Below are 7,344 nucleotides of genomic sequence, written 5' to 3' on the forward strand. Positions count from 1 at the left end.
TATCACCCCACCAAAATTCTTATTTTAACACAATTAGTATTATTTACCTTACCCACATCCACTACCCTATTTCCCTCCCCTCTTTCTCTATTTCCTTTAACAAAGCCTCCGTAGCATCTCGTTGTGTAACTATACTCACTTTATAAGGCCTTGCAATATTCTCTATCTCAACAAACATTGTCCAGTAGTTAAACTTATCATCGTCCCAATCATCTACAAAAATATCAATATCCGAAAATTCCCAAAAATCAAATCCCCTTGCCAGTGATCCATACAAGACAACTTTACTCACATTATATTTTTCTTTCAAAAATTTAGCAATCTTATACGCTTTATCTAATGCATCCTTTTTTCGTATTTCTAGCATTTCTTTCTCTTTTTTACTCTTTAACCGCCAATTTTCACGTATTTTCTTTTTCTCTTCATCAGTGATACTCATCTTCCTCACCACACAAGATTCTTTACATATATTCTACCATTTTATAGCATTTATATCAATCACCCAACAAAACTTTGCAAAACACTAGTATACCTCAATTTTTTAATAAAAAAATCAAGGGTATCTTACCGGTCCCCTCTCATAATTTATCATCATTTTCTTATTTTCTTAAATAAATATCTCTACTTTACAAATCATACATTTCTTTTAAGAAACTTCTTAGCTCAACAATCTTTATCCATCTATAAGGATTTAATACAAGCAAATCATCATCACCAGTTATTATATAGTCCGCATTTCCATATACAGCTTCTTCAAGAATCATATTGTCTTTTTCATCTCTACAATCTGTGATTTTTTGATATATAACAGGCTCAACTATTTTCAAAGAAAGCAATTCAATAAGTGCATCAATTTCTGACTTAGAAACATACTTTTTAAACTTAGGTCGATTCAATACTTCTTTTATTTCTAGCAATTGTTCAGCTGACATTATGAGTATATATTCATCGTTAAAAATTTCTTTCATTAAAAATTTTGCATTTTTACTTCCCTAGAAAAGCACTAATAAAAATATTTGTATCAATAACTACTTTAATTTTTTTCATATCTTTTCCCTCTAATATACTCTACTTCTTCAGTTATTTCTTCTAATGATATGGGGTATTTTTCGGCTCTTTCATTAGTTTTTTCTAATATATCAAGCAATTTGCTGTTTATCTCGTTTTGCATTTTTTTATAAATGATTTTTTTCTCTGCAAATGATAAATTATCTATCAGATTGAGTATTTCATTCAAATTTGATTTCATTATCACTCACCTCAGCTTTCACTTCAATTAAACTTTCTTAAACAAAATATTTATATCTTTACATTTTAATTTTAACATTTAATTAAAAAAGTATCAATCATCCAACAAAGCTCATAAGAAGCATCGCATTTAAAACCGTCACTATTATTCCTATAGTCCACAACAATACCTTATAAAGCAATGTATTTGCAAACTTACCCATTAATCTGCGCCTTTTACAACTGCAAGAGGCACAAATCGAGCAACAGGTATAGTAATTTCTCTTTTCTCAAGAACAGACACAACCTCTTCTACGTCTTTGTAAGCAAGTGGCGACTCATCAGCGATATCTTTATAAGACCGAACATTGTATACTACATCCCCCATAGCCTTTTCAAATTCCTCTTTACTGATTTTTTTAGCCTTATTTCGTGAAAGCCTTCGTCCTGCTCCGTGATTCACAGAATAAAAGGTCTCTGCCGCTTTTTCTGTGCCAACCACCACATAAGAACCTGTACCCATACTGCCGGGAATAAGAGCAGGATGCCCTGATTCTTTGTAAAAAGAAGGATTTTGAGGATGTCCTGATGGTAAAGCCCTTGTGGCTCCTTTTCTGTGGACAAGAAGTCTCTTACCGCCATGTACTTCCCACTTAGCAATATTGTGGGCAACATCATACACAAGTTGGAACCCCATAGACTCCTCAGACTTTTTCAAAACATCCTCAAAAGCCCTTATCACATCAAACATGATTATCTGCCTGTTTGAAAAAGCAAAGTTCACTGCAGCTGCCATCGCTTTATAATACGCTTTGCCCTCTTTCGAATCAATAGGAGCCGCTGCAAGCCCTTTTTCAGGTACCTCAATTCCATATTTCTTTGCCGCTTCCCATAAAATCTTTGTATAATCTGTAGCAATCTGGTGCCCAAACCCTCTGCTTCCCGTGTGAATCATAATGACAATTTGCCCTTTAAAAAGCCCAAATTGTCTTGCCAATTTTTCATCCAAAATAGAATCAACTCGTTGAATCTCTATAAAGTGATTGCCTCCACCTAAAGTGCCAAGTTGTTCCTCTCCTCTTTCCTGTGCTTCCTTCGATACCGCAGAAAGATCAGCACCTGAAAGCCCACCATTTTCTTCAATATACTCCAGATCTGATTTTTTTCCAAAACCCGCTTTAATCACGGCTTCTACCCCACTGTGCACTACATCATCAAAAATTACCCGTGTAATACCCTTGTGTTTTCCCTTTTTCCCTATGCCTGTTGGAACATAATACTCAATCCGCTCTATAAGTTTACTTAAAAGCTCTTTATTAAAATACGTTGCTTCAAGGTTAGTTCTTAAAAGCCTTACACCACAATTAATATCATACCCTACCGCGCCAGCTGAAATGACACCTCCCTCATCTATTGCCATAACTCCTCCTATGGGAAGCCCAAACCCCTCATGGATATCCGGCATACCTATAACAGGTTCCATAACTCCGGGAAGACTAGCAGCATTGACAAGCTGCTTCAAAGACTGGTCTTCATATAAAAGCTCTTTTAACGTATCATTCACATATATTACAACATCCACTCTCATTTTTCCAAACTTGGGAATTCGCCATCGATTAATCCCATCTTTTAGAACTGTATACCCCTGTATAACTTCTACCCCATAGGGAATCACTCCCTTCTTCTCATTATTCCCCTACAATTAACGAATAGAAACATATTATCATCTATATTACAATCTTTCTCAATTGTCCTGCCATTTCCTTCTTAATTTCATTATATCACACTTTACTTTACTTTTAAGTATTCACAATACTCTGGGATACCCGAGGAGAAGCAAAAAATCCTCTCAAGCACTCTAACCAAATTCATTATAAAAAAGGTACTAATTGCTTAGTACCTCTTTGTAAACTTTATTTTCTTTATCATAAAATAATACTCGCCTTTATGGTAATTTATTCCCTGCAGCTCTATATAACTCATACCATTCCTCTCTTGTAAGTTCAATCTCTGATGCTTTGCATATGTCTTTCAATCGAGCAGGATTTGTCGTACCAACAATAGGTTGTATCTTTGCTGGATGTCTTAAAATCCATGCAATAGGTATAGCAATACTTGGCACACCCTTTTTAGCAGCAATTTCGTCAATTTTGTCATTAAGTTCTTTAAATTTTTCGTTATCTAAAAAAGTGCCTTCAAAAAATCCATATTGGAACGGTGACCACGCCTGTATCGTAATATTCTTTAACCTGCAATACTCCAAAACACTGCCATCTCTATCTATAGACTGATCTACTTTCATATTCACATTAAAACCAGAATCTATCATACCTGTATGCATAATACTAAACTGCAATTGGTTTATAATAAGCTTTTGGTTTAAATACTTACTAAGCAGTTCTAAACTTACATATCATTCCAAAAACAAAATATCTTTTCCGCTTTCCAAATCAATTATATGAACACTTCCACTTTCAACTTCAATAAATCCTACCGAATTAATCTTATCTTCCCGTTTGCTGAGAGATGTAGAACCCGGATTAATCACCACACAATTTTCAATCTTTTTTATTAAAGGAATATGCGTATGTCCCGTTATAAAATAATCCAATTTATACTTCTTAATCAACTTATGTATATCTTCGTCAGAAATACTGTGACCATGATTAATCATAAATCTCTTCCCTTCAATGAAAGCAAAAACATACGGCGTTTGTATAGGCACCTCAAGCATCATTTGGTCAACATAAGCATCACAATTCCCTTCCGCAATCAAAAGCGGAACAGGACAAGCATTTATTGCATCAGCAAGTTTTTTAGGGTCATATCCTTCAGGAATTGGATTACGGGGTCCATGATATAAAACATCCCCTGCATGTAAAATAATATCCGAATCCTTTAAAAAATCCCACGCCTTTTCCCATGATTTATAATCTCCATGAGTGTCACTTATAACACCAATTTTCATAAAATATCACCCTACCTTTCTACACCTTAATTTTAATTTTATCATTTTATAAAGCAAAATCCAACACAAATATTAAGAAAATTCCGACATACCATGACAAAAATAATCTAAACTTATTTTGGAACACCTGATACCAAAAGTTATATTCTGTTGCATGTATAATAGATATATAATATAATGAAACTAAGAAAGATTTAAGAAAACAAGAATATAAAAGCTATTAAAATGTCAAACTTAGTGTAAGAAAATTAAAGGAGCAAATATGGTAGGTCAGAAATTTATAATGAATATGAAGGAGGAAATCAAATGATATGGATAATTTTAGGTATCGTAGCAGTTATAGTTTTGTGGTTTATTGTGACTTACAATGGTTTTATTAATTTGAAAAACAGAGTAGAAAATGCTTGGGCGCAAATAGATGTACAGTTAAAGAGAAGATATGACCTTATACCTAACCTTGTGAATACAGTAAAAGGATATGCTGCTCATGAAAAAGAGATTTTTGAAAATTTAGGAGAATTAAGGGCTAAGGCAATGGGAGCTCAATCAGTAAAAGAAGTAGGAGATACTAATAATCAGATTACACAAGCTCTTAAGACAATTTTTGCTGTTGCAGAAAATTATCCGGAATTAAAGGCAAATGAAAATTTTTTAAAACTCCAAGAAGAATTAACTAATACAGAAAATAAAATTGCTTTTGCAAGACAGTTTTATAATGATATAGTCATGCAGTACAATGCAGCACAACAGAGAATCCCTGCTTCTATTGTTGCAAATATGATGAGATTAACACCCAAGGAATATTATCCTGTTGATGAAGGTGAAAGAGGGCCTATTAATGTTCAATTTTGATTAAAGGGTGTGAGTATAATGTCTAGAAAAACTCTATATGAACTTCAAGCAGAAAATGTAAGGAAAACTTATCTATTTATAGTTACATTTTCTCTTATACTTTTTGCTATAGGTTATTTTTTTGTATGGTATTTCAACTGGGGACTTACAGGAATAGTTCTTTTAGCAATTTTTATTGTGCTGTATAATTGGATAGCGTATGAACAGTCGGATAAAATAGCTCTTGCATCAGTGGGAGCCATCCCGGCACATCCGGAAGAATATTATGTTCTTCATAATATTGTGGAAGAAGTCGCTCTCGCAGCAGGTATACCAAAGCCCAATGTTTATATAATGGAAGAATCCCAACCTAATGCTTTTGCTACGGGCAAAGACCCAAAGCATGCTTCTGTTTGTGTCACAACCGGTCTACTTCAAATGATGAATAGAGAAGAGCTCCAAGGAGTAATAGCTCATGAAATATCTCACATCAGAAATAGAGATATACTTTTGATGACGGTTGTTGCAGTTGTTGCAGGACTTATAATTTTACTCAGGGATGTAATGCTAAGAAGTATGTGGTGGGGAATGGGAGAAAGCAGAAGAAGAGATAAAAATGACAATGGAGCTATAATTCTCCTCATTATTGGGCTTATTTTTTCTATTATTGCTCCTCTTATTGTATTAATTATAAGGTCTGCAATTTCAAGACAAAGAGAATATTTGGCAGATGCAACTGGTGCCTATATTGTAAGAGATCCCTATGGTCTTGCATCAGCTCTTGAAAAAATAGGTAATTATACTAGACCCATGAGAGTTACCTCTGACGCAACAGCTCATTTGTTTATATCAAATCCTTTTGGAAGAGCGGAAAAGTTATTTGCAACTCATCCACCGATTGAAGAGAGAATTAAGAGGTTGAAGAGCCTTACAATGTAAAAGACATAAGAAAATTTTATAAGGAAGGGTGTAAATAGTAATGAAAGAAAAAGCGACATTAGAAGAGTGGAAAGAATTGTATGAGGTAACTGTTAAAATAAAGGAATTAAATCCTTGGAAATATTTTTGGGATGTAGATATAATAACATTAATTTTGCCAGAAAATGAAGAACCAGTATATTGTAGTGTAATGGGAAGAGGAGGAGAATTTTACGGTATAGGTTTTTATTTTGGGTTTGATGCTTTGGACAATTTTTATAAAATTATTGAGACTACTGATATGCCACCACAGCAAATTCAGCGATTTCAAGAAGATAATGTAATTATATGCTATTTTGGGGATAGAGAAGAGTTGTTTAAAGAAGAATTGCAAATTGTAAGGGCCCTGGGATTGAAGTTTAGAGGTAGAAATAACTGGATCTATTTTAGGTCTTTCAAGAAAGGATATGCTCCTTATATTTTGAATAAAGAAGAAGTATTAAAACAGACAGCAATAATGAGACATTTATTACAAGCACTAAAAAATTACATTGAAGAAGATATTGTAGTTAACTTCGAAGAGGGAGAAACTTTAGTTCATAAATACGATGAGCAAAAAAATCAATGGGTTACTTTAGCAGCTCCCCTTTTGTTACCCCAAAGAAAATATTTAATCCCTATATTAAAAGATGAGCTTCTTTTATCAAGAATGGCAAAGCAAACAACTACTTCTGCCGAAATAGAAGTTGATATAGCGTACTTGAATACCATAATTAGAGATAAAGAATATGATAGACCAATTGCAGGGAGAATTTGTATTCTTGCTGATTCTAAATCAGGGATGATAATAGATCAACATATTCTTTCTCCAGAAGACGATGAAGTGCAATATATTTTTGATATGGTAATTCCATATATTTTAAATATGGGTAAACCAAAGAAAATATTTGTAAGAGATGAGTATTTATTTCATTTATTGGTTGATTTGTGTGAAAGGACTAAAATTGGTTTGCATATAAAGAGCCGATTAAATGCGATTGATTATTTCATAGAAGAATTTGTAAACTTTAGATAGGGAGCAGGATTTTATCTGCTCTTACTTATTTTCAAGGTAATATATAATATCGCTGATGTAAATATTAAGAAAATTTCAACAAGTTCTGACTTATTTTAACGCACTGGATACCAAAGTTATATTCTGTTGCATGTACCGCTTTTTCTTGAGCTCTGCCGCAAAAGTTGACTTGCCTGCACCTGGAAGCCCTACAAGAAGGACAAGAGCCCCCATTTTCTCTCCCCTCATTCTCTTTTATTTAACTCTATTTTAACAAGTTTGAGCCGTAAAACAAAATTTTTAAAAAACTTTTACTATTCTTCCTGTGTTTTTATCAATAATTTCT

Annotated in this window: 9 protein-coding genes and 1 pseudogene; 3 read left to right on the forward strand and 7 right to left on the reverse strand. The window is 33.5% G+C overall.

The features are described 5' to 3' along the window. Positions 1-61: 61 nt before the first annotated feature. From M663_RS0101840 to yfcE, 6 genes and pseudogenes are all read right to left on the reverse strand, one after another. On the reverse strand, positions 62-439 hold the full coding sequence (locus tag M663_RS0101840; RefSeq protein WP_003871021.1) for a nucleotidyltransferase domain-containing protein: 378 nt from the start codon (positions 437-439) through the stop codon (positions 62-64). A 187-nt stretch (positions 440-626) separates the two neighbouring features. After that, positions 627-968, reverse strand: a complete 342-nt coding sequence (locus M663_RS14430; RefSeq protein ID WP_273702589.1) for a putative toxin-antitoxin system toxin component, PIN family — start codon at positions 966-968, stop codon at positions 627-629. Between the two features lie 65 nt (positions 969-1,033). Next, positions 1,034-1,249 (reverse strand): hypothetical protein, encoded by a 216-nt coding sequence (locus M663_RS0101850; RefSeq protein ID WP_003871019.1) that lies wholly within the window; start codon positions 1,247-1,249, stop codon positions 1,034-1,036. A 201-nt stretch (positions 1,250-1,450) separates the two neighbouring features. Beyond that, complete coding sequence (locus tag M663_RS0101860) at positions 1,451-2,902, reverse strand: RtcB family protein (RefSeq protein WP_029687756.1); 1,452 nt, start codon at positions 2,900-2,902, stop codon at positions 1,451-1,453. Positions 2,903-3,172: 270 nt separating this feature from the next. Continuing rightward, a pseudogene (locus M663_RS0101865) lies at positions 3,173-3,631 on the reverse strand (aldo/keto reductase); the annotation flags it as partial. A gap of 9 nt (positions 3,632-3,640) precedes the next feature. Further along, a complete protein-coding gene (gene yfcE / locus M663_RS0101870; protein ID WP_029687758.1) occupies positions 3,641-4,195 on the reverse strand; it encodes a phosphodiesterase in 555 nt (184 codons plus the stop codon). Between the two features lie 306 nt (positions 4,196-4,501). Between yfcE and M663_RS0101875 the strand changes: the two genes are divergently transcribed. The 3 genes from M663_RS0101875 to M663_RS0101885 are packed head-to-tail and all read left to right on the forward strand — an operon-like array spanning position 4,502 to position 7,019. Next, entirely contained in the window at positions 4,502-5,047 is a 546-nt protein-coding gene (locus M663_RS0101875; protein WP_003867768.1) for a LemA family protein, read from the forward strand. Between the two features lie 18 nt (positions 5,048-5,065). Further along, a complete protein-coding gene (gene htpX, locus M663_RS0101880) occupies positions 5,066-5,965 on the forward strand; it encodes a zinc metalloprotease HtpX (RefSeq protein ID WP_029687759.1) in 900 nt (299 codons plus the stop codon). A gap of 40 nt (positions 5,966-6,005) precedes the next feature. Then, the gene (locus M663_RS0101885) at positions 6,006-7,019 is read left to right on the forward strand and encodes a hypothetical protein (protein ID WP_029687760.1); all 1,014 of its coding nucleotides are present in this window, start codon (positions 6,006-6,008) and stop codon (positions 7,017-7,019) included. 90 nt (positions 7,020-7,109) lie between these two features. Here M663_RS0101885 and M663_RS15050 read toward each other — a convergent pair whose 3' ends face one another. Next, positions 7,110-7,232: a hypothetical protein gene (locus tag M663_RS15050; RefSeq protein ID WP_003867771.1), complete on the reverse strand. Its 123-nt coding sequence runs from the start codon at positions 7,230-7,232 to the stop codon at positions 7,110-7,112. Positions 7,233-7,344 lie beyond the last annotated feature (112 nt).

The sequence above is a fragment of the Thermoanaerobacter sp. A7A genome (assembly GCF_000445185.1).
Classification (GTDB): Bacteria; Bacillota; Thermoanaerobacteria; order Thermoanaerobacterales; family Thermoanaerobacteraceae; genus Thermoanaerobacter.

Coding starts and splice junctions, on each gene's coding strand:
- M663_RS0101840 (WP_003871021.1), bottom strand. CDS start 439: ATGAGTATCACTGATGAAGAGAAAAAGAAAATACGTGAAAATTGGCGG.
- yfcE (WP_029687758.1), bottom strand. CDS start 4,195: ATGAAAATTGGTGTTATAAGTGACACTCATGGAGATTATAAATCATGG.
- M663_RS0101885 (WP_029687760.1), top strand. CDS start 6,006: ATGAAAGAAAAAGCGACATTAGAAGAGTGGAAAGAATTGTATGAGGTA.
- M663_RS0101875 (WP_003867768.1), top strand. CDS start 4,502: ATGATATGGATAATTTTAGGTATCGTAGCAGTTATAGTTTTGTGGTTT.
- M663_RS15050 (WP_003867771.1), bottom strand. CDS start 7,232: ATGGGGGCTCTTGTCCTTCTTGTAGGGCTTCCAGGTGCAGGCAAGTCA.
- M663_RS14430 (WP_273702589.1), bottom strand. CDS start 968: ATGAAAGAAATTTTTAACGATGAATATATACTCATAATGTCAGCTGAA.
- M663_RS0101850 (WP_003871019.1), bottom strand. CDS start 1,249: ATGAAATCAAATTTGAATGAAATACTCAATCTGATAGATAATTTATCA.
- htpX (WP_029687759.1), top strand. CDS start 5,066: ATGTCTAGAAAAACTCTATATGAACTTCAAGCAGAAAATGTAAGGAAA.